Source organism: Streptomyces sp. Y20, assembly GCF_043195475.1.
Classification (GTDB): Bacteria; Actinomycetota; Actinomycetes; order Streptomycetales; family Streptomycetaceae; genus Streptomyces.
This window is the reverse complement of record NZ_JBIDDP010000004.1, coordinates 283,644-303,086: the sequence shown is the minus strand read 5'-3', so window position 1 is coordinate 303,086 and position 19,443 is coordinate 283,644. Positions and strand designations below refer to the sequence as shown.

Genomic DNA, 19,443 nt, shown 5'->3' with positions numbered 1-19,443 from the left:
CGGAGCAGGGCGAGGAAGGAGCGGGTCGCATGGACGACCGCACGATGCAGCTCGGCGGGGTCCGCCAGCCGGCGGTGATCCAGGGGTTCTCGGTGCCCGCCGGCATGACCGCACTGCGGCGGGCGATGACGCTGTGCTGGATGTCGGTGGCGGCTTGCGGCCGTTCCCTCGCCGTGTCCGGGGCGATCAGCCTGGTCGGTCCGGGCCTCGGCATGGTGCCGCGGGCCATGGAGGGAGTGCGTTCCCTGGCCGCGCACCAGCGCGAACTCGCCCGGCGCTGGGCGGGGGTGGAGATCCCGGGCCCGCCCGGACCGCTGCCGCCCGCGCCCGCGGGTGCCTCCGGTGCCGTCGCCCGCTACCGCTGGATCATGAGCGACCCGCAGACGCGGCGCGAGTACGTCTGGGTGCTCGCCGATCCGCTCGCCGGCGGCTTCCTGGCCTTCTTCCCGTTCGCGCTGATCCTCAGCGGCCTGTGGGGCGTCTTCCTCGCCTTCTTCGGGGTTCCGCTGTCCACCGAGTGGGACGGCCTGTGGTACCAGTTCATCCCGATCGAGGGCCGGGCCACGGCGATCCTCGCCGGTGTCCTCGGGCTGCTCCAGCTGCCGCTGGCCGTGTGGGCGGCGCCGCGCGCGGTGCGCCGGCACGCCCTGTACACGAGGGCCATGCTCGCGCCGAGCGAGAGCGAGGTCATGGCCGGCCGGATCCAGCACCTGGCCGCCACCCGCTCCGACGCGGTGGACACGCAGATGGCCGAGATCCGCCGGATCGAGCGGGACCTGCACGACGGCGCCCAGGCCCGCCTGGTTGCCATGGGCATGACTCTCGACGCGGCCGAGCACCTGCTGGAGACCGACCCCGAGGCCGTCCGCGCCCTGCTCATCGAGGCCCGCCAGTCCTCCTCCGCGGCCCTGGAGGAACTGCGCAACCTGGTCCGCGGCATCCATCCGCCCGTCCTCGCCGACCGGGGACTCGCCGACGCCGTACGGGCGTTGGCGATGGTCTGCCCGGTACGCACCGAGGTGCGGGTCGACCTGCCGGGCCGCCCGGAGATGCCGGTGGAGTCCGCCGCCTACTTCGCCCTCTCCGAGATCCTCGCCAATGTCGCAAAGCATGCGCGGGCCGACCGGGCCTGGATCGATCTTCGTTACGATCGCGGCATGCTCCACATCACCGTCACGGATGACGGTCACGGTGGCGCCGACGCCTCCCGCGGCACCGGTCTGCGGGGCATCGAGCGGCGGCTCGCCACCTTCGACGGCGTGCTGGCCCTGAGCAGTCCGGTCGACGGGCCGACGATGGTGACGATGGAGATCCCGTGCGTATTGTCCTCGCCGAAGACCACTTCCTCCTGAGGGACGGGCTGATCCGCCTGCTCGGGGCCTACGGCCACGACGTGGTGGCCGCCGTGGACAACGGCACCGACCTGCTCGAGGCGCTGGGCCGGGAACAGCCGGACATCGCCGTCGTCGACGTCCGGCTGCCGCCGGACTTCACCGACGAGGGCCTGCGCGCCGTCCTGGCCGCGCGCAAGGAGAACCCGGACCTCGCGGTGCTCCTGCTCTCCCAGTACGTCGAACCCCTTTACGCCCGCGAGCTGCTCACCAGCGGCGGCCGGGGTGTCGGCTACATGCTCAAGGACCGCGTCACCAACGGCGCCCAGTTCCTGGACTCCATCCAGCGGGTGGCCGCGGGCGGCACGGCCATGGATCCCGACGTCATCTCCCAGCTGCTGGTCCGCAAGGAGCGCGACGAGTGCGTCGGCAGCCTGACCGAACGGGAGCGCGAGGTGCTCGAACTCCTCGCCCAGGGCCGTTCCAACGCCGGCATCGCGGCGGCCCTGTTCGTCACCGAGAAGGCCGTCGCCAAGCACATCGGCAACATCTTCACCAAGCTGGGCCTGCTCCCGGCGGACGGCGACAACCGGCGGGTGCTGGCCGTCCTGGCCTACCTGGACCAGTGAGCCGGCGGCCCTGGAAACACAGCGGGCCGCGCTCCGTCCGGCCGGACGGGACACGGCCCCGGGGTGTCGGGCCCCTGGCGGATCAGTACCGCGGGCGGTTGAACCACGCCGAGGCGGCGCCGGTGACCATCGACGCCAGGATGATGCCGGCCATGGCCAGCGAGACCAGTCCGCCGAAGGTGGCGGAGCCGTTCGCACCGTTGACCATGTTGGTGATGCCGCCGAGGATCATCAGACCGGCGTAGACGATCGTGGCGATGCGGATGCCGCTGCCGCCGTTCTTGAACTTCACGCCCAGGAAGATCGACAGCGCGCCGAAGCCCACCAGCAGCGCCGCGACCAGGAAGCCCAGGCCGGCCAGGCCGTCGGTGCTGTCACCGGAGCCGGCACCGTTGGAGACGTCCTGGACGGCACCGACCGCCGCACCGACGATGAGACCGAACAGGATCTGGAAACCGGCCAGGACGAACAGCAGCACCCGGGCGGTCTTCATGAGGCCGGGCATCTCCATCGGGACGCCGTAACCGGGCTGCTGGAACGGCGGGGCGGCCGGGTAGCCGTAACCGGGCTGGCCCTGGGGGGCGGCCGGGTAGCCGTAGCCGGGCTGGCCCTGCGGGGGCTGGGGCGGGTATCCGGGCTGCTGGCCCTGCGGCGCGCCGTAGGGGTTGTTCGGGTCGCCAAAGCTCATGGCGGTCTTTCCTCCGTCTGTTCAAGTGCGGGGACGACGCGCGGCACGGTGCGGAGGAAAGTTCTACAGATGCGGTCCGTCCCCCCGGTACTGCCCGCGGCACTGTGTGGCTCATCGTCTTTTAACAGGCTCTTACTTGTCCAGCCGGAAGCCCAGGGCGTTGTGCAAGTGCAACATCGATGATCACGCCGGCACCCACCGGATTGGTACCGGGGCCGGGTCATCCGCGAGGATGGGACCCATGACCGCCCAGATTCTCGATGGCAAGGCCACCGCAGCCGCGATCAAGTCCGATCTGACCGCCCGCGTGGCGGCGCTGAAGGAGAAGGGCGTCACGCCCGGCCTCGGCACGATCCTGGTCGGGGACGACCCCGGCAGCCAGAAGTACGTCGCCGGCAAGCACCGCGACTGCGCCCAGGTGGGCATCGCCTCCATCCAGCGCGAGCTGCCGGCCACCGCCACCCAGGAGGAGATCGAGGCGGTCGTCCGCGAGCTGAACGAGGACCCCGCCTGCACCGGCTACATCGTCCAGCTGCCGCTGCCCAAGGGCATCGACGAGAACCGCGTCCTGGAACTCATGGACCCGGCCAAGGACGCCGACGGCCTGCACCCCACCAACCTCGGCCGCCTCGTGCTCAACGAGCCGGCCCCGCTCCCCTGCACCCCCAACGGCATCCTGACCCTGCTGCGGGCCCACGGCGTGGAGATCAAGGGCGCCGAGGTCGTGGTCGTCGGCCGCGGCGTCACCATCGGCCGCCCGATGCCGCTGCTGCTCACCCGGCGCAGCGAGAACGCCACCGTCACCCAGTGCCACACCGGCACCCGTGACCTCTCCGCCCACCTGAAGCGGGCCGACATCATCATCGCCGCGGCCGGGTCCCCGCACCTGATCCGCGCCGAGGACGTCAAGCCGGGCGCGGCCGTCCTGGACGTCGGCGTCTCCCGCAACGCCGACGGCAAGATCGTCGGTGACGTCCACCCGGACGTGGCCGGCGTGGCCGCGTGGATCTCCCCCAACCCCGGCGGGGTCGGCCCGATGACCCGGGCGCTCCTGCTGGTCAACGTGGTCGAGGCGGCGGAGCGCAGTGCCGGCTGAGGACACCCGCGAGCCCGCGGAACCGACCGTGCGCGACGCGATCAGCGCCCCCGACGCCGAGGGGCGCCCGCGCCGCGTCACCCGCCGGTTCCCGCTGTTCACGCGGGACACCGCCCGGCCGGAGGGCGGCGGCCGGGCCGCGCCCGGCGACGCCCCGGCGCCCGCCCGCCAGTGGCCCCTGCTCGTGGTGCTGTCGGCGGTCGCGCTCGGCCTGCTGCTGACCGCGCTGGACCTGTTCCGGGTCGGCACCCTGCTCATCGGCGCCGCCCTGCTGGCCGGCGCGGTCATACGCTGGATCACGCCCAGCGTCGGCATGCTCGCCGTCCGCTCCCGCTTCACGGACATCGCCACCTACGGCGTCCTCGGCCTGGCGATCGTGCTGCTGGCGATGATGGCCCAGCCGAAACCGTGGCTGGAGATCCCGTTCCTGAAGGACACCCTGCACCTCACGGTCACCAAGTAGCGCCGTCCCCACGTCACGTGGCCCGCGCCCCCCGGGGGGGCGCGGGCCACGCCCGTATCCCCTGCCGACGACCACGGTCCAAAAGCTGGGATCCTTGGACGCGCGTACGGAACACGGGGGAAGAGGGGAGGAGGGGGAAGCGATGCCTCGCTGGAAAACCCTGCCGAAGGATATGGATCCGCAGATCAGGGAGTTCACCGAGCGGATGCGGGGGCTTGTGGACCACAGCGGCCTGAGCGTCGCGGAGCTGGCCGACAGCACGGGATACAGCAGGACGTCCTGGGAGCGGTACCTGGGCGGTCGGCTCCTCGCCCCCAAGGGCGCGGTCGTCGCGCTGGCCGAGACCACCGGCACCCACACCGTCGACCTGACCACCCTCTGGGAACTGGCCGAACGCGCCTGGACCCAGGGGGAGTCGGGGCACGACAGCGCGATGGAGGCGATCCGCGTCGCCCGGACCCGGGCCGCGCACGCCGACCTCACCCCGACGACCGACCCGACCACGGGCACGGGCACCGGCGACCCCGGGACGGGGATCGGCGACGCCGCCGGGACGGGACGCGGCGGTGGCGCCGCCATGGGGGGCCGCGGTGGTTCTGGTACGAGTGCCGGTGGCGGCCTCGGTGCGGCGGCGCGCGGTGGCTCTGCGCCGGCGGCCGAAGGCAACGCCGGAACCGGGACCCGTGACGCCTCCGGCGCGGCGGCCGGTGGTGCTCCCGCGCCCGGCAGCAACTCCTGGGGGCTGGCCGGGTACCGGGGGCCGTCGAAGGCGACGGTCCGCCCGGGGAGCGGCTCCCCGCCCCGGCCGGCCGGCCCCACCGGCCCGTCGGGCACCGCCGCCCTGACCTTGGGTACCGCGGCCCCGGCCCCGGCCACGCCCACCGGCACCCCGGGCACAGCGAACGGCACTCCGGGCGCTCCGGCCGGAACGCCGGGCACCGCCGTCCCGTCCTGGCCCGCGCCCACCGGCGCCCCGGGCGCCTCCGCCGGAACACGAGGCACCGCCGCCTCGACCCCGCCCACCGGCACCCCGGCCACCCGGAACCTCCCGGGCGCCCCCGCCCGTACCCCGGCCCCCCGTGGCGGGCAGCCGGCGACCTGGCCCGCGGACCCGGCGCGCCCGACCAGCCCGGCGAGCGCCGCGAGCTCCGTGCCCCCGAAGCGGCAGCAGGTGCTGATGTTCTTCGCGGGGATGGCCGGCGTGCTGGTGATCATCGCCGGTGTCTTCCTGCTCACCCACCTGGACGGCGACGGTCACCGGGGCAAGGGCGCGGGCCTGTCGGCCCCGTCGGCCCGTACCCGGCCGAGCCTTCCGCCGGGCGTGAAGTGTGCCGGCTCCGCCTGCACCGGCAAGGACGCCGAGGCCATGGGGTGCAGTGGCGACCTGGTGACGACCGCGAAGTCCGTCACCCTCGGCACCACCGTCCTGGAGGTCCGCTACAGCAGGACGTGCGGCACGGTATGGGGGCGGATCACCGGCGGTGCGCCCGGCGACACCGTGCGGCTCACCGTGGGCGGGGTCCGGCAGTCGGGTGACATCACCGCGGCCGGGGACACCATCGCGTACACCCCGATGGCCGCCGTGCGGGACCCGGCGCGGTCCCGGGCCTGTGCCACGCTCGCCTCGGGGCGGTCGGGCTGCACCAACTAGCGGCGCACCAGGTGGAAGAGGAAATTCCGTGCCGGTGCGCATGCCGTGACCGGAACCGGGGCAGGTGTGGGACACCCCCACGGGAGTCCGGCCCACCGGTACCCCCATCGGCGGCCGTCCTCGTTCCCCCCCCCGAACGGACGGCCGCCTTTTCACGCCTCTCGCCGACCGCGCCCCCGGTGACGCGTACACCCGGTGAATCCTGTGGGCTGAGCCACACAGCCCCGTACGTCTCGCATGCCGGATGCGCGATAGCCTGACCGCTGGATCTCTCTTGACGCCAAGAGATCGATCATCCGCCCGGGGCAGTGCCGCCCCACCGCCAGCTGTCATACGGAGAACGCCATGACCCGCACTCCCGTGAACGTCACCGTCACCGGCGCGGCCGGCCAGATCGGTTACGCCCTGCTCTTCCGCATCGCCTCCGGCCAGCTGCTCGGCGCGGACGTACCGGTCAAGCTGCGCCTGCTGGAGATCACCCCGGCGCTCAAGGCGGCCGAGGGCACGGCCATGGAGCTGGACGACTGCGCCTTCCCGCTGCTCCAGGGCATCGACATCACCGACGACCCGAACGTCGCCTTCGACGGCGCGAACGTGGCCCTCCTGGTGGGTGCCCGCCCGCGCACGAAGGGCATGGAGCGGGGCGACCTTCTGGAGGCCAACGGCGGCATCTTCAAGCCGCAGGGCAAGGCCATCAACGACCACGCGGCGGACGACATCAAGGTCCTCGTCGTCGGCAACCCGGCCAACACCAACGCGCTCATCGCGCAGGCCGCCGCGCCGGACGTCCCGGCCGAGCGCTTCACCGCGATGACCCGTCTGGACCACAACCGCGCGCTGACCCAGCTCGCGAAGAAGACGGGCACCACGGTCGCCGACATCAAGCGCCTGACCATCTGGGGCAACCACTCCGCGACCCAGTACCCGGACATCTTCCACGCGACGGTCGCCGGCAAGAACGCCGCCGAGGCCGTGAACGACGAGAAGTGGCTGGCCGAGGACTTCATCCCGACCGTCGCCAAGCGCGGTGCCGCGATCATCGAGGCCCGGGGCGCGTCCTCCGCCGCCTCCGCCGCCAACGCGGCCATCGACCACGTGCACACCTGGGTCAACGGCACCGCCGAGGGCGACTGGACCTCCATGGGCATCCCGTCGGACGGCTCCTACGGCGTCCCGGAGGGCCTGATCTCCTCCTTCCCGGTCACCACCGAGAACGGCACGTACAAGATCGTCCAGGGCCTGGACATCAACGAGTTCTCGCGCGCCCGCATCGACGCCTCCGTCAAGGAGCTGGCGGAGGAGCGCGAGGCGGTCCGCGGTCTCGGCCTCCTCTGATCCGACGTGGTGCGACCCGGCGGCCGTAGGTTATAGTTGATCACGCACCGGCCGCCGGGAAACCGGCACCAGGTGATGCGTTGGTGGTCCAAGGAAAGACGTCCCGCTTCCTGCGGGGAGATGCAGGTGCAAGGCCTGCCCGGCGCTCCACACACGAGGTCCCCTTCCGCGATGAGCGGGAGGGGACCTCGTCGTTCCGGCCCGGCCGTCACCCCGGCCCCTCGCCCCCGGTCCGTCACCCCTCCCGGTGGAGCACCTCGACCGCGGCCCCGTGGGTGTCCTCGGACCGCCCGTCCAGCCGGTGCCCGACCACCCACCACCCACCGCCCGTCCTCCGTCGCCCGGCGGACGCGGACGCGTCACCGGCGGCGCGCACCTTCGAGATCCCGCCCCCGCCGCCGGCCCTCCCGACCGGCTTCGACCGGCGTCCGCGGCACGACGCCGACTCCGCCCACGCCTGGCCGCGGAGCTGTGTCAGGGAGGCGATGCTCCTGGGCCCGGCCGCCGATCAGAGCGTCCCGGCCCCCTCCGGCCCTTCGCCAGTGCCCGCTTCTGTGCCTATTTCTACCGCTTTGCCAGTGACACGGCGCACTTTCGGCCATCGATTGCGCATGCGTGGCAGGCGTCTGGGCAGGCGACCGCGGTCCCCGAGCGTGACCTGCGTGTGACAAAGGGGTACCGAACAGGAACGGAAGGCAACACCGATCATGGCGGACAGAACGGAACGACACCCTCAGGCGACCATCCACGCGGGCGGCGAGTGGCTGGAAGCGATCTCCGGCGCGACCCGCGAGATCCTCGACCCCGCGGACGCCCGGCCCTTCGCCGTGGTGGCGGAGGGCGACGAGAAGGACGCCGAACGTGCGGTGGCCGCCGCCCGGCAGGCCTTCGACCACGGCCCCTGGCCCCGCACCCCGGTGGCCGACCGCGCCGCCCTGCTGCGCCGCGTCGCCGGCCTCCTCGTCCGCGACCGCGAGGAACTCGGCCTGCTGGAGAGCCGGGACGCGGGCAAGACCGTCGAGGAGGGCCGCGTCGACATCGACTGCGTCGCCGACGCCTTCCGCTACTTCGCCGACCTGGTCGCCGCCGAGGCCCCCGGCCGGGTCGTCGACGCCGGCTCGCCCGACATCCACAGCGTGGTCGTCCACGAACCGGTCGGCGTCTGCGCACTGATCACCCCCTGGAACTACCCGCTCCTCCAGGCCAGCTGGAAGATCGCCCCGGCGCTCGCCGCCGGCAACACCTTCGTGATCAAGCCCAGCGAGATCACCCCGATGACCACGATCGCGCTGATCGGGCTGCTGGCCGAGGCCGGACTGCCCGAGGGCGTCGCCAACCTCGTCACCGGCCCCGGCCACACCGTCGGCGCCCGGCTCGCCGAACATCCCGGCGTCGACCTCGTCTCCTTCACCGGCGGCCTCACCAGCGGCGTCAAGGTCGCCCAGGCCGCCGCGCCCACCGTCAAGAAGGTCGCCCTGGAACTCGGCGGCAAGAACCCCAACGTGGTCTTCGCCGACGCCTGCGCCACCGAGGAGGGCTTCGACACCGCGGTCGACCAGGCCCTCAACGCGGCCTTCATCCACAGCGGCCAGGTCTGCTCGGCCGGCGCCCGCCTCATCGTCGAGGAACCGGTCCGCGAGCGCTTCGTCGCCGAACTCGCCCGCCGTGCGACGAGGATCCGCCTGGGCCGCGGCACCGAGGACGGTGTCGAGTGCGGCCCGCTCGTCTCCGAGCAGCAGCGCGCCAAGACCGAGTCGTACGTCGCCTCCGCGCTGGCGGAGGGTGCGGTGCTGCGCTGCGGGGGAAAGCGGCCCGCACCGTCGCCGGCCCGCCCGGAGACCGGCTACTTCTACGAGCCGACCGTCCTCGACGCCTGCCACCGCGAGATGAAGGTCGTTCGCGAGGAGGTGTTCGGCCCGGTCCTCACCGTCGAGACCTTCCGGACGGAGGAGGAGGCGGTGTTCCTCGCCAACGACACCGAGTACGGCCTGGCCGGCGCCGTCTGGACCACCGACCCCGGCCGCGCCCGGCGCGTCGCCGCCCGACTGCGCCACGGCACCGTCTGGATCAACGACTTCCACCCCTACCTGCCGCAGGCGGAGTGGGGCGGCTTCGGCAGGAGCGGCACCGGCCGCGAACTCGGCCCCGCCGGGCTCGCCGAGTACCGCGAGACCAAGCACGTCTACCAGAACCTGGCGCCCGCGCCGGTCCGCTGGTTCGCCGGCTGAGTCCATCCCGACCCCTTCCACACCTCCGGAGCAGCACCCCCATGTCCCACACCCCCCACCTCTACGACTACGTCGTCATCGGCGGCGGCACCGCGGGCTCCGTCATCGCCTCCCGCCTCACCGAGAACCCGGACGTCACCGTCGCCGTCATCGAGGGCGGCCCGAGCGACGTCGGCCGCGACGACGTCCTCACGCTGCGCCGCTGGATGGGCCTGCTCGGCGGCGAACTCGACTACGACTACCCGACGGTGGAGCAGCCGCGCGGCAACTCCCACATCCGGCACAGCCGCGCCCGCGTCCTGGGCGGCTGCTCCTCGCACAACACCCTCATCTCGTTCAAGCCCCTGCCCTCCGACTGGGACGAGTGGGAGGCGGCCGGCGCCAAGGGCTGGGGCGCCGTCTCCATGGAGGCCTACTTCACCCGCCTCAAGAACAACATCGTCTCCGTCGACGAGAAGGACCGGAACGCCATCGCCCGCGATTTCGTGGACGCCGCCCGGTCCGCACTCGGGGTACCCGAGATCGAGGGCTTCAACCGCGCGCCGTTCACCGAGGGCGCCGGCTTCTTCGACCTCGCCTACCACCCCGAGGACAACAAGCGCTCCTCCGCCTCCGTGGCCTACCTCCACCCCGTCCTGGACGAGCGCCCCAACCTCCACCTCTTCCTGGAGACCTGGGCATACCGGCTGGAACTTGACGGCACCCGCGCCGAGGGCGTCCACGTGCGCACCAAGGACGGCGAGGAACTGCTGATCCGGGCCCGTGAGGAAGTCGTCCTGTGCGCGGGCGCCGTCGACACCCCGCGGCTGCTGCTCCACTCGGGCATCGGCCCCGCCGATGACCTCACGGCGCTCGGCATCCCGGTCGCGCACGACCTCCCGGGCGTCGGCGAGAACCTGCTCGACCACCCCGAGTCGGTGATCGTCTGGGAGACCCACGGCCCGATACCGGAGAACTCCGCGATGGACTCCGACGCGGGCCTGTTCGTGCGCCGCGACCCCGAACACGCGGGCCCCGACCTGATGTTCCACTTCTACCAGATCCCGTTCACCGACAACCCCGAGCGCCTCGGCTACGAACGCCCGGCGTACGGCGTCTCGATGACCCCCAACATCCCCAAGCCCAAGAGCCGCGGCCGGCTCTACCTCACCAGCGCCGACCCGTCCGTGAAGCCCGCGCTGGACTTCCGGTACTTCACCGACGAGGACGACTACGACGCCCGGACCCTCGTCGACGGCATCCGCATCGCCCGCGAGATCGCCAGGACCGAGCCGCTGGCCGGCTGGCTCAAGCGCGAGGTCTGCCCCGGCCCGGAGATCCTCGGCGACGCGGAGCTGAGCGAGTACGCCCGCAAGGCCGCGCACACCGTCTACCACCCGGCCGGCACCTGCAAGATGGGCGCCGCCGACGACGAACTCGCCGTGGTCGACCCGGAACTGAGGATCCGCGGTCTGTCCGGTATTCGCATCGCCGACGCGTCCGTCTTCCCCACCATGACCGCCGTGAACCCGATGATCGGGGTGCTCATGGTCGGGGAGAAGGCCGTCGACCTGATCGGAGGCGATCCCCGATGACTCCCACCGTCCCCACCCGCAAGCCCCCCACCACCGACGCTCCCGTCTTCTCGGTCTCCGGCCTGTGGAAGGTGTTCGGGCCCAAGTCCGGCCGCGTCCCGGCCGACCCCGAGCTCAAGCAGCTGGCCCCGGCCGACCTGCGCGCCCGCACCGGCTGCACGGCCGCCGTCCGCGACGTCTCCTTCGACGTCCGCAAGGGCGAGGTCTTCGTCGTGATGGGCCTGTCCGGCTCCGGCAAGTCCACGCTGGTCCGCTGCCTGACCCGGCTGATCGAACCCACCGCCGGCACCATCGCCATCGACGGCGAGGACGTCCGCGCGATGGACCGCACCCGCCTGCGCGAACTGCGCCGCCACCGCGCCGCGATGGTCTTCCAGCACTTCGGACTGCTCCCGCACCGCACGGTTCTCGACAACGTCGCCTACGGCCTGGAGATCCAGGGCGTCGGCAGAGCCGAACGCCGGGAACGGGCCGCCGAGTTCGTCGCCAAGGTCGGCCTCGAAGGCATGGAGAAGCGCCGCCCCGGCCAGCTCTCCGGCGGTCAGCGCCAGCGCGTGGGCCTGGCCCGGGCCCTGGCCGTGGACCCCGAGGTCCTGCTCTTCGACGAGCCGTTCAGCGCCCTCGACCCGCTCATCCGCCGCGACATGCAGGACGAGGTGACCCGCCTGCACCGCGAGGAGGGCCGCACGATGGTCTTCATCACCCACGACCTGAGCGAGGCGCTGAAACTCGGCGACCGCATCGCCCTCATGCGCGACGGCCGGGTGGTCCAGCTGGGCACACCCGAGGAGATCGTGGGCTCCCCCGCCGACGACTACGTCCGCGAGTTCGTCCGGGAGGTCCCGCGCGAACAGGTGATGACGGTGCGTACGGCGATGCGTCCCGCGTCCGCGGAGGAGGCCGGCAGCGGTCCCGCGCTCCGCCCGGAGGCCACGGTGGCCGAGGCGATCGAGGCGGTGGCCAGGGCCGGCGCCCCGGCCCGGGTGATGAACGCGGGCGCGTGCATGGGGGTCGTCGACCACGAGCAGCTCCTCGGTGTCGTCGCCGGTATACCGACGGCAGCCGACACGGCCGGCACCACGCCGACCGGCCTGCCCGGCACCCCGCCCGCCACCGGCATGCCAGGCACCCCGGACGGCAGCGGCGCCACCGGCTTCGGCGGCACGACCGGAACCCGCACCGGCATCAACGTCTCCCGTACCGCGGACGCCGCCGCGGGCCCCCGTACCGCGGGGCCGGGTGCCGTCCCCGGCGGGGCGGCACCCGGCCGGCACCGGCAGGCGGCCCCGCGCGGCGCCCGTACCGGCTCGGAGGCCCCGGCCCCGCGCGGCGCCCGTACCGGCCCCGAGGCCGCACCCCCGCCCGGTGCCCGCACCAGCCCGGAGGCCGTGTGATGGCAGCACTCACCGTCCCCGCCTCCCGCACGGGCGCCCCCCGCCTCCTGAGGAGCAGAGCCGCCGGCAAGCTCCTCCTGCTCGCCGTCCTCGCCGCCGTCCTCGCTCCCTGGGCGGCCACCCACTGGCCCGGCGCCGCCTGGCCCCACGAGCTGACGGTCAGCCTCACCAAACCCCTCGCCACGGCCAGCGACTGGGTCATGGACAACCGGGACAGCCACCCCCTGTTCCTCTACTTCTTCGGCTACATCAGCAACGCCGTCATCTGGGCCGTCCGCGCCGTCTACCTCAGCCTGCTCGCCGCGGGCTGGGCCGGCGTCACCGCGTTCGGCGCGCTCACCGCCTGGCGCCTGGGCGGCGCGCGTCTGGCCGCCGGCACCGCGGTCGCCGTCCTGGCCTGCGGAGCACTCGGCATGTGGGTGCCGACGATGCAGACCCTCGCCCTGATGGTGGTCGCCGTCCTCGCCTCCGTCGCCGTGGGCACCGTCCTCGGTCTCGGCGCCGGCCTCTCCGACCGGCTGGACCGCGCCCTGCGCCCGGTCCTGGACACCATGCAGGTGCTCCCGGCGTTCGCCTACCTCCTCCCCGTCGTCCTGGTCTTCGGCATCGGCGTCCCCGCGGCCGTCCTCGCCACCGTCGTCTACGCCGCCCCGCCGATGGCCCGTCTCACCTCGCTCGGCCTGCGCGGCGCCGACCCCGAAGTCCTGGAGGCCGTGGAGTCGCTCGGCTCCACCCCGCGCCAGCGGCTGCTGACCGCCCGGGTCCCGCTGGCCCGCAAGGAACTCCTCCTCGGCCTCAACCAGACGATCATGATGGCGCTGTCCATGGCCGTCATCGCGGCGGTCATCGGCGCCGGCGGCCTCGGCGACCGCGTCTACCAGGCCCTCGCCTCGGTCGACGTCGGCGCGGCCCTCGCGGCCGGCATCCCGATCGTGCTGCTGGCGGTGGTCCTGGACCGCGTCACCGGCGCCGCCGGCGCCGGCACCCCGGCCACCGGCCGCACCCGCACGATCGGCTGGCCGTACGCCCTGGCCGTCACCGTCGCCGCCGCCCTCGCCGCCCGCCTCCTCGGCGCGCTCGACTGGCCTTCCGGGTGGACGCTGGCCATCGCCGGGCCGGTCAACCGCTGCGTCGACTGGATGACCTCCCACCTGTACTCCGGCGTCCCGGTCATCGGCGGCACGGCCGACTGGGCGGGCCACTTCACCACCTGGGTCCTGGACCCCGTACGCGACGGCCTCCAGTGGCTGCCCTGGTGGTCGGTGCTGCTCGTCGTCGCCGCCCTGGCCTGGCTGATCGGCACCTGGCGGACCGCCCTGACCGCCGTCCTCGCCATGGCGGCGATCGGTGTGCTCGGCGTGTGGGAGCCGTCCCTGGACACCCTCTCGCAGGTGCTCGCCGCGGTCGCCGTGACCCTCGTCCTGGGTTTCGCCACCGGCATCGCCGCGGCCCGCAGCGACCGGGTCGAACGGGTCCTGCGGCCGGTGCTGGACGTGTGCCAGACGATGCCGCAGTTCGTGTACCTCATCCCGGTCGTCGCCCTGTTCGGCGTCGGCCGCGCCCCCGCCGTCGCCGCGGCCGTCGTCTACGCCCTCCCGGCCGTCGTCCGGATCACCGCGCAGGGCCTGCGCCAGGTCGACGAGGCCGCCCTGGAGTCCGCGCGTTCACTCGGCGCGACCGGTCGCCAGCAGCTGTGGCAGGTCCAGCTCCCGCTGGCCCGGCGCTCACTGCTGCTCGCCGTCAACCAGGGCGTCGTCCTGGTGCTGGCCGTGGTCATCATCGGCGGCCTGGTCGGCGGCGGCGCCCTCGGCTACGACGTCGCCTTCGGCCTCGCCCAGGGCGACCTGGCGACCGGCCTGGTCGCCGGAGCCGCGATCGTCTGCCTGGGCCTGATGCTGGACCGGGTGACCCAGCCGACCGAGCGGTCCGCGAAGAAGGGAGCCTGACATGCGCCGACGTACGACCGCCCTGGCGGGCGCGCTGACGCTGCTGACCGCGACCGGCTGCGGCGCCGCCGACATGACCAAGCAGGCCAGCCCGTTCGCCGACGCCAAGGGCTCGAAGACGGTCACCCTGTCCGTGCAGTCCTGGGTGGGCGCGCAGGCCGACGTGGCCGTCGCCCAGTACCTCCTCGAACACAAGCTGGGCTACCGCGTCGACACCGTCCAGGTCGACGAGGTGCCCGCGTGGGACGCGCTCAGCCAGGGCCGGGTCGACGCCCTGCTGGAGGACTGGGGCCACCCGGACCAGGAGAAGCGGTACGTCCACGACAAGAGGACGATCGCCCCCGGCGGCGGCCTCGGGGTGACCGGTCACATCGGCTGGTACGTGCCGACGTACCTCGTCAAGCAGCACCCGGACATCACCGACTGGAAGAACCTGAACAAGTACGCGTCCCTCTTCCGCACCGCGGAGAGCGGCGGCAAGGGCCAGCTGATGGACGGCTCCCCGTCCTACGTCACCAACGACAAGGCACTGGTGAAGAACCTGAAGCTGGACTACCAGGTCGTCTTCGCCGGGTCCGAGGCGGCGCAGATCACGCAGATCAAGCAGTTCGCCAAGGACAGGAAGCCGTTCCTGACGTACTGGTACGCGCCCCAGTGGCTGTTCGAGAAGGTCCCCATGACGGAGGTGAAGCTGCCGCCGTACAAGGAGGGCTGCGACGCGGACGCGGCGAAGGTCGCCTGCGCCTACCCGCACACCCCGCTCCAGAAGTACCTCAACGCGAAATTCGCGCGGGACGGCGGCCGGGCCGCGGCCTTCCTGAAGAAGTTCCGGTGGACCACCGAGGACCAGAACCAGGTCTCGCTGATGATCGCCGAGCAGAAGACGGACCCGGCCCAGGCGGCGCGGAAGTGGGTGGACAGCCACCCCGACGTGTGGAAGCGGTGGCTGTCCTGACCCCCCTCAACCGCGCAGACCGCGGGCGATCTCGCCCAGTGCGGCGTACGCCCGGTGCTGGAATCCCGGCCCGAACGTGATGCGGGTGGCCCCGAGTTCGCCGAGCGCGGCGGGCGAGGGGCCGTCCCCGTCCAGCCTGGCCAGGGCGTTCAGCGGGCCCTGGATGCCGGAGCGCAGCAGTGGCAGCACGGCGGACGGGGCCATGATCGGATAGACGCAGTCCGCGCCCGCCGCCACGTACGACGCGGCCCGCTCGATGGCCCGTTCGGGGTCGCCGTCGCCGTGGAGGAAGACGTCGACGCGGGCGTTGACGAAGAGCCGGTCCGCGGCGGCCGAGCGGACCTCGGCGAGGTACTCGGCGTGCCCGTGCCGGTCCTTGAGGACACCCCCGTCCGAGTCCTCCAGGTTGCACCCCACCGCTCCCGCCTCGAGCAGCCGCTCCACCAGCTCCTTCGGTGCGAGCCCGTACCCGCCCTCGACGTCCGCCGACACCGGCACGTCCACCGCCCGCGTGATCCGGGCGACAGCCGCGAACATCTCACCCGCCGGAGTGGCCCCGTCCTCGTACCCGAGCGAGGCGGCCACCCCCGCGCTCGGCGTGGCCAGGGCCGGGAACCCGGCTGCCACGAACACGCGGGCGCCGGCCGCGTCCCAGGGACCGGGCAGCACCAGCGGCTCACCCGGCGCGCGCCTGACGTGCAGGGCGCGGAACTCGTCCACCTTGCTCACGGCCGGTGCCCCCCCGGTGCGACGCGGCGGCCGGCCGTCAGAGGGTTCCGGCCGTTGATGACGGTGACCGGCCCCGGCGGCCGTGCACGGCTCATCGGTGCTGGCCCGGCCGGTAGTGGCCCGGGGCCATCCGGGTGGTCACGCCGAACCGGTTCCAGGCGTTGATCACGGTGATCGCGGCGATCAGCTGGGCCAGTTCGGCCTCCGCGAAGTGCCGGGCGGCCCGGGCGTAGACCTCGTCCGGGACGAAGCCCTCCGTCAGTACGGTGACCGCCTCGGTCAGCTCGATCGCGGCCAGTTCCTTCTCCGTGTAGAAGTGCCGCGACTCCTGCCAGGCGCTGAGCTGCACGATCCGCTCGACGCTCTCCCCGGCCGCGAGGGCGTCCTTGGTGTGCATGTCGAGGCAGAACGCGCAGTGGTTGATCTGCGAGGCGCGGATCTTCACCAGCTCGTACAGCGCCGGGTCCAGGCCCTTCCTGGCGGCGGTCTCCAGTCGGATCATCGCCTTGTAGACCTCGGGTGCGTGCTCGGCCCAGCCCAGCCGCGGGGCCTCCTCGGCGGCGTAGGCGCCGCTCTCCTGCGTAGTGCTCATGCCTCGACCCTAGGAGCGAGGCAGCCCAGGGGTATGGTCCATTTCCATGGCAAGATCCTGGGCCACTCCGGGCGTCGACCTGCACCTCGAACCCGTGCGCTCCGGCGGGCTGCGCCGCGGCCTGACCGACGCCCTGCGGGACGCCGTCCGCACCGGCCGCCTCGCCCCCGGCACCCGCCTGCCGTCCTCCCGCACCCTCGCCGCCGACCTCGGCATCGCCCGCAACACCGTCGCCGAGGCCTACGCCGACCTGGTCGCCGAGGGCTGGCTCACCGCCCGGCAGGGCTCCGGCACCCGCGTGGCCACCGGCGTGCCCCACAGCACCCCGCCCGCCTCCGCCACCCGCCCGGCGCCCCGCCGCGCCACCGCGGCTCCGGTCCACGACCTCACCCCCGGTTCCCCCGACCTCGCCGCCTTCCCGCGCACCGAATGGCTCCGGGCCGCCCGCCGCGCCCTGGCCACCGCCCCCTTCCAGGCCCTCGGCTACGGCGACCCGCGCGGCCGGCCCGAACTGCGCACCGCCCTCGCCGGCTACCTCGCCCGCGCCCGGGGCGTCCGCGCCACCCCGGAGACCGTTGTCATCACCGCGGGTTTCTCGCACGCCCTGGGCATCCTGGGCAAGGTGCTGCGGGCGCGCGGGGTGCGGACGGTGGCGGTCGAGTCGTACGGCCTCGACGTGTACTGGCGGCTCCTGCGCGACGCCGGCCTCACCACGCCCGCGCTGCCCTACGACGAACTCGGCACGGACCCGCGGGCACCGGGCGACGCGGGCGCGGTACTGCTCACCCCCGCGCACCAGTTCCCCATGGGCACCGCCCTGCACCCCGACCGCCGGGCCGCCGTCGCCGACTGGGCGCGCCGCACCGGCGGACTGGTCCTGGAGGACGACTACGACGGCGAGTTCCGCTACGACCGCCAGCCCGTCGGCGCGCTCCAGGGCCTCGACCCCGACCGGGTCGTCTACCTCGGCACCGCCAGCAAGTCCCTCGCACCCGGACTGCGCCTGGGCTGGATGGTGCTGCCGCCGGCCCTGGCCCAGGAGGCGACCGCGGCGAAGGGCCGCACCGACACGGTGGGCGCCCTGGACCAGCTCACCCTCGCCGAGTTCCTCACCTCCGGCGCGTACGACCGCCACGTCCGCTCCGCCCGCCTGCGCTACCGGCGCCGCCGCGACGCCCTCGCCGAGGCCGTCGCCGGCCACGCGCCCGACGTGCGGGTGACGGGCATCGCGGCCGGCCTGCACGCGGTGCTGCGCCTGCCGCCGGGCACGGAACAGTCGGTGGTCCAGGCCGCCGTCTGGCAGGGCCTGGCCCTGCACGGCCTCGCCTTCCACCGCCACCCCCAGGCCCGCGCCACGCCCCTGGACGCCCTGGTCGTCGGCTACGGCACCCCACCGGACAGCACCTGGACGAACACCCTGCGAGCCCTGTGCCGGGTACTGCCGTAGGGGGCCGCGCCGGTCCCGCGTCCTAGCTGTCCTGCGCCGCCGGGGCCTCGCCGAAGCGGGCCAGCAGCAGGGCTCCCGCGACCGCCACCGCGAAGCCCAGGGCGGCCAGCCAGCCCAGGCCCTCCCGTGTGCGGTCGCCGAGCCAGACCACGCCCACCGCGGCGGGGCCGAGGGTCTCGCCGATGACTATGCCGGCGGTGGCGGTCGTCACCGAGCCCCGCTGGAGGGCCGAGGTGAGGAGCAGGAACGCGGCGCCGCCGCCGAGCAGCAGGGCGTACGTCGCCGGGTTGGTGAGCAGGTCGGCCGGGTGCAGCGAGTCGATCAGCCGTACCGCCACCTCCACCACCCCGAACCCGAACCCGGCACCCAGTCCCAGGAGCAGGGCGCGGGCCCGGCCCGACAGGCGCCCGCCGGCCGCGCCGAGCAGCAGCACGCACACCGCCGCCGCCACCATCGCGTACCGCAGCCAGTCCGGCCCCTCCCGCTCGCCCTCCGCGCCCGAGGCCAGCCCCAGCAGGGCGAGGCCCGCGCACACCACGCCCACGGCGGCCCACTCCACCCCGCTCAGCCGGACCCGCAGCAGCCGCGCAGCCACCACCGCCGTCACCGCGAGGCTCGCCGCGAGCGCCGCGCCCACGGCGTAGATGGGCAGCGACCGCAGCGCCGCGATCTGGAGCAGGAACCCGAGTCCGTCCAGCGCGAGCCCGGCCAGGTACCGCCACTGCCGCAGCGCCCGCAGCAGCAGTGCCGCGTCCCCGCCGTCCCCGTCGGCGACGGCCGCCCGCGCGGCCACCGCCTGCAACACCGTCGCCGTACCGAAGCAGACCGCCGCGCCGAGGGCGCACACCATTCCGAGAAGCACGGGGTGACTCTAGGCGAGCGCGGACGAGGGGGTGCCTGGCGGGCCGCCCGCACCGGTCCCTAGGCTGTCGGCCGGACAGCATGGCAGACGGGGGAGGCACCACCATGGCGGACACACGCCGGCGACTGCGCTCGGGCACGGTCGTCCTCGGCGGCATGGGCCTGCTGGCCGCCGCCCTCACGGCCTGCTCGTCCGAGCCGGACAAGCGCTGCGTCGACCGCGACAGCTACAGCCTCGCCAAGGGCTACCGGGTCGTCCCCGACAAGAACTGCGAGACCGGCGTCACGTCACCGAGGTCGGGCACGAGGAAGAAGGCCCCGGGGAAGTCCCCGCGGAAGACGGCCGGCGCCGCCTGGTACTACGAGGGCGACGAGAAGCACGGCTGGGTCGGCGGCGGCTCCTTCACCGAGCCCGGCAAGGGCGGCGGCGGTTCGTCGGACGACGACGGCCACCACGGCACGGGGGTGCACCGCGGCGGCTTCGGCGGCGGCAAGGGCAGCTCCGGCGGCTGACGGGGACACGC

16 protein-coding genes, 1 tRNA gene and 1 pseudogene are annotated in these 19,443 nt (G+C 73.6%); 14 read left to right on the top strand and 4 right to left on the bottom strand.

Annotated features, from left to right (window positions below):
• The first annotated feature begins 29 nt into the window (after positions 1-29).
• Positions 30-1,352, top strand: coding sequence for a sensor histidine kinase (locus tag ACGFT1_RS12770; protein ID WP_373909004.1), 1,323 nt, complete (start codon positions 30-32; stop codon positions 1,350-1,352).
• Positions 1,316-1,960 (top strand): LuxR C-terminal-related transcriptional regulator, encoded by a 645-nt coding sequence (locus ACGFT1_RS12765; RefSeq protein WP_373909003.1) that lies wholly within the window; start codon positions 1,316-1,318, stop codon positions 1,958-1,960. The genes ACGFT1_RS12770 and ACGFT1_RS12765 overlap by 37 nt, the downstream gene beginning before the upstream one ends.
• Positions 1,961-2,042: 82 nt before the next feature.
• On the opposite strand, the gene ACGFT1_RS12760 is transcribed toward ACGFT1_RS12765, so the two are convergent.
• Complete coding sequence (locus tag ACGFT1_RS12760; RefSeq protein WP_373909002.1) at positions 2,043-2,648, bottom strand: hypothetical protein; 606 nt, start codon at positions 2,646-2,648, stop codon at positions 2,043-2,045.
• 241 nt (positions 2,649-2,889) lie between these two features.
• Here ACGFT1_RS12760 and ACGFT1_RS12755 point away from each other — a divergent pair, with 241 nt between their 5' ends.
• The 10 genes and pseudogenes from ACGFT1_RS12755 (at position 2,890) to ACGFT1_RS12710 (ending at position 15,290) form a co-directional block, all read left to right on the top strand.
• On the top strand, positions 2,890-3,744 hold the full coding sequence (locus tag ACGFT1_RS12755) for a bifunctional methylenetetrahydrofolate dehydrogenase/methenyltetrahydrofolate cyclohydrolase (protein ID WP_356818569.1): 855 nt from the start codon (positions 2,890-2,892) through the stop codon (positions 3,742-3,744).
• Entirely contained in the window at positions 3,734-4,207 is a 474-nt protein-coding gene (locus ACGFT1_RS12750; protein ID WP_373909001.1) for a DUF3017 domain-containing protein, read from the top strand. Before ACGFT1_RS12755 ends, ACGFT1_RS12750 begins: the two co-directional genes overlap by 11 nt.
• 172 nt (positions 4,208-4,379) lie before the next feature.
• Positions 4,380-5,858 carry a DUF2690 domain-containing protein gene (locus ACGFT1_RS12745; protein ID WP_373909000.1) on the top strand — a complete coding sequence of 493 codons (1,479 nt, stop codon included), beginning with the start codon at positions 4,380-4,382 and terminating at the stop codon, positions 5,856-5,858.
• Between the two features lie 345 nt (positions 5,859-6,203).
• Complete coding sequence (locus ACGFT1_RS12740; protein WP_373908999.1) at positions 6,204-7,193, top strand: malate dehydrogenase; 990 nt, start codon at positions 6,204-6,206, stop codon at positions 7,191-7,193.
• A gap of 77 nt (positions 7,194-7,270) precedes the next feature.
• Positions 7,271-7,343 (top strand) — tRNA-Arg (locus tag ACGFT1_RS12735).
• A 557-nt stretch (positions 7,344-7,900) separates the two neighbouring features.
• Positions 7,901-9,421: an aldehyde dehydrogenase family protein gene (locus ACGFT1_RS12730; protein ID WP_373908998.1), complete on the top strand. Its 1,521-nt coding sequence runs from the start codon at positions 7,901-7,903 to the stop codon at positions 9,419-9,421.
• Between the two features lie 41 nt (positions 9,422-9,462).
• Positions 9,463-10,995: a GMC family oxidoreductase gene (locus tag ACGFT1_RS12725; protein ID WP_373908997.1), complete on the top strand. Its 1,533-nt coding sequence runs from the start codon at positions 9,463-9,465 to the stop codon at positions 10,993-10,995.
• Positions 10,992-12,068 (top strand): annotated as a pseudogene (locus ACGFT1_RS12720) (glycine betaine/L-proline ABC transporter ATP-binding protein); the annotation flags it as partial. The gene ACGFT1_RS12725 and the pseudogene ACGFT1_RS12720, both read left to right, overlap by 4 nt.
• A 320-nt stretch (positions 12,069-12,388) precedes the next feature.
• A complete protein-coding gene (locus ACGFT1_RS12715) occupies positions 12,389-14,335 on the top strand; it encodes an ABC transporter permease (RefSeq protein ID WP_373908996.1) in 1,947 nt (648 codons plus the stop codon).
• 1 nt (position 14,336) lies between these two features.
• The gene (locus tag ACGFT1_RS12710) at positions 14,337-15,290 is read left to right on the top strand and encodes an ABC transporter substrate-binding protein (RefSeq protein WP_373908995.1); all 954 of its coding nucleotides are present in this window, start codon (positions 14,337-14,339) and stop codon (positions 15,288-15,290) included.
• Positions 15,291-15,296: 6 nt separating this feature from the next.
• On the opposite strand, the gene ACGFT1_RS12705 is transcribed toward ACGFT1_RS12710, so the two are convergent.
• Complete coding sequence (locus tag ACGFT1_RS12705; RefSeq protein WP_373908994.1) at positions 15,297-16,019, bottom strand: isocitrate lyase/phosphoenolpyruvate mutase family protein; 723 nt, start codon at positions 16,017-16,019, stop codon at positions 15,297-15,299.
• Positions 16,020-16,110: 91 nt separating this feature from the next.
• Positions 16,111-16,611: a carboxymuconolactone decarboxylase family protein gene (locus ACGFT1_RS12700; protein WP_373908993.1), complete on the bottom strand. Its 501-nt coding sequence runs from the start codon at positions 16,609-16,611 to the stop codon at positions 16,111-16,113.
• Between the two features lie 46 nt (positions 16,612-16,657).
• On the opposite strand from ACGFT1_RS12700, the gene ACGFT1_RS12695 reads away from it, so the two are divergent.
• Positions 16,658-18,058, top strand: a complete 1,401-nt coding sequence (locus ACGFT1_RS12695) for a PLP-dependent aminotransferase family protein (RefSeq protein WP_373908992.1) — start codon at positions 16,658-16,660, stop codon at positions 18,056-18,058.
• Between the two features lie 22 nt (positions 18,059-18,080).
• Here the strand turns inward: ACGFT1_RS12695 and ACGFT1_RS12690 are convergent, their stop codons facing one another.
• The gene (locus tag ACGFT1_RS12690; RefSeq protein WP_373909224.1) at positions 18,081-18,908 is read right to left on the bottom strand and encodes a hypothetical protein; all 828 of its coding nucleotides are present in this window, start codon (positions 18,906-18,908) and stop codon (positions 18,081-18,083) included.
• Between the two features lie 116 nt (positions 18,909-19,024).
• Between ACGFT1_RS12690 and ACGFT1_RS12685 the strand changes: the two genes are divergently transcribed.
• Positions 19,025-19,432: a hypothetical protein gene (locus ACGFT1_RS12685; RefSeq protein ID WP_373908991.1), complete on the top strand. Its 408-nt coding sequence runs from the start codon at positions 19,025-19,027 to the stop codon at positions 19,430-19,432.
• The last annotated feature ends 11 nt before the right edge of the window (positions 19,433-19,443 follow it).

Excerpts from the sequence above, each read along its gene's own strand:
- ACGFT1_RS12690 (WP_373909224.1), bottom strand. The coding sequence starts at position 18,908 with ATGGTGTGCGCCCTCGGCGCGGCGGTCTGCTTCGGTACGGCGACGGTG.
- ACGFT1_RS12695 (WP_373908992.1), top strand. The coding sequence starts at position 16,658 with ATGGCAAGATCCTGGGCCACTCCGGGCGTCGACCTGCACCTCGAACCC.
- ACGFT1_RS12685 (WP_373908991.1), top strand. The coding sequence starts at position 19,025 with ATGGCGGACACACGCCGGCGACTGCGCTCGGGCACGGTCGTCCTCGGC.
- ACGFT1_RS12770 (WP_373909004.1), top strand. The coding sequence starts at position 30 with ATGGACGACCGCACGATGCAGCTCGGCGGGGTCCGCCAGCCGGCGGTG.
- ACGFT1_RS12700 (WP_373908993.1), bottom strand. The coding sequence starts at position 16,611 with ATGAGCACTACGCAGGAGAGCGGCGCCTACGCCGCCGAGGAGGCCCCG.
- ACGFT1_RS12710 (WP_373908995.1), top strand. The coding sequence starts at position 14,337 with ATGCGCCGACGTACGACCGCCCTGGCGGGCGCGCTGACGCTGCTGACC.
- ACGFT1_RS12740 (WP_373908999.1), top strand. The coding sequence starts at position 6,204 with ATGACCCGCACTCCCGTGAACGTCACCGTCACCGGCGCGGCCGGCCAG.
- ACGFT1_RS12745 (WP_373909000.1), top strand. The coding sequence starts at position 4,380 with ATGGATCCGCAGATCAGGGAGTTCACCGAGCGGATGCGGGGGCTTGTG.
- ACGFT1_RS12725 (WP_373908997.1), top strand. The coding sequence starts at position 9,463 with ATGTCCCACACCCCCCACCTCTACGACTACGTCGTCATCGGCGGCGGC.
- ACGFT1_RS12755 (WP_356818569.1), top strand. The coding sequence starts at position 2,890 with ATGACCGCCCAGATTCTCGATGGCAAGGCCACCGCAGCCGCGATCAAG.
- ACGFT1_RS12715 (WP_373908996.1), top strand. The coding sequence starts at position 12,389 with ATGGCAGCACTCACCGTCCCCGCCTCCCGCACGGGCGCCCCCCGCCTC.
- ACGFT1_RS12730 (WP_373908998.1), top strand. The coding sequence starts at position 7,901 with ATGGCGGACAGAACGGAACGACACCCTCAGGCGACCATCCACGCGGGC.
- ACGFT1_RS12760 (WP_373909002.1), bottom strand. The coding sequence starts at position 2,648 with ATGAGCTTTGGCGACCCGAACAACCCCTACGGCGCGCCGCAGGGCCAG.